General features: G+C 49.7%; 1 protein-coding gene. It reads right to left on the reverse strand.

The window, feature by feature from the left end; genetic code table 11:
• Positions 1 to 1423 (reverse strand): P1/P2 acidic ribosomal protein (locus NFR19_RS08845; protein WP_251213425.1); only part of this gene is annotated, 1423 nt, incomplete at both ends.

The following is a 1423-nucleotide window of genomic DNA, read 5'->3' on the forward strand; positions in this document are numbered from 1 at the left end:
TCGGAACTTTAATAGTGTAGGTCTTCGTGGTAGCCGACGATGATTCGCCTGCTGTTTGATGCCCACCGGAACCGCCTCGATTATCGAAGGTGACGGTGCGATAGGAAGTGACGCGCTCTCGTCGCCCGCTCGTATTTTCATCAGTATGTATTGGCGAACTAATAAACGAATCCAGCGCCGTTATTATTTTAGAATCATTCCCTGCATAGGTGGTTGGCAATCGCGTGGCGGATGAAGTGAACTGATTACCTTCTTTAAGAAGAATATAGTTTGTTCTTGAACCGTCTCCTTTATGATCACCAATAGCAAACAACTCGGTAGTGTTGGTGACCGTGCTGGGTAAGGTCATATTACTGGGAATTATACGCAGTTGCGGACAATCAGAAAACATACTCTCGACACTGGTAATGCCCGTCTTGTTCCCATTATAAGTATTGCTTAGAAAATTTCCCTGTATTTCGACCTCTTCGAGATTCGTCATCTTGCTAAAAAACATTTTGGGGTTCTTGTGGTCAAAGTTAATCAGAACAAGCTTACGCACTGCATTTAGTTTGTTCTGTGACTTACGAAAGTTGTAATTGTGTGTGCCGCCTCCCCCGGTACAGTTAATCTTGCCGCCACATTCGCTTATTTTGCACCAAGTTGCAGTACTCTTCATTGTTACTGTTAAAGTTCTTGTTGCGCTGTCATAGCTAAAATTCCACCCTCGGCTACCAGAAGCGCCAGTGAAATTTCCTGAACTATCACCATTACCAGACCAGCTTGCCACCTCAGGAACTTCAAGACTCATGGTTGAGATTTCAGCATCCATGCTCGCGAGAACAACACTACGATTTATGACCTTTTCTTCGTAATCATGAGCACCGTTGGTGTAGTAGTCGCCCTCTTCAAAGAGCTGATCGCGATAGGAAACATCGGGGGCATCGACACCCTCTGTGCAACCTTCTTCGCCTTCGTGGTCATGGTCGTCTTCGGCAGCTTCTTCATCTTTCTCGTCAGTCGCGTCATCCTCCGCTGGCTCTTCTGGTTTGGGAGCGAGGGCCACAATGACAGCGCGAGAAGCGCTGGCGAGCAGTTTGTCGTTCAGTCTCAGTTGTGCGGTCACGGTAGTCTTGCCAGTCTGTTTGGCGGTGACCGTGCCCGTTGAAGGGTCCACGCTGATGGGGGCTGCATCATAGGCATAGCGCACGTCAATGCGGCCTTCTGACTTGAGGTACCCGGTATCGCCTAAAAGCTCTGCGGTCTCGTCTTGGTTGAGCACGAGCGGTGCATCAGGCATGCTCACACCATAGGGAATGAGGTGGTTGCCCGTAGCAGGGACACCAGCGCGCCATGCGTAGGTCTCATCTGCGTTGTAGGGCACATAGATCTCAACGCCGGTGCAGTCAGCAAGGGTGGTTGCATCAACGTCTTGGACACTCGC

The organism is Adlercreutzia murintestinalis (genome assembly GCF_943192905.1).
Classification (GTDB): domain Bacteria; phylum Actinomycetota; class Coriobacteriia; order Coriobacteriales; family Eggerthellaceae; genus Adlercreutzia_A; species Adlercreutzia_A murintestinalis.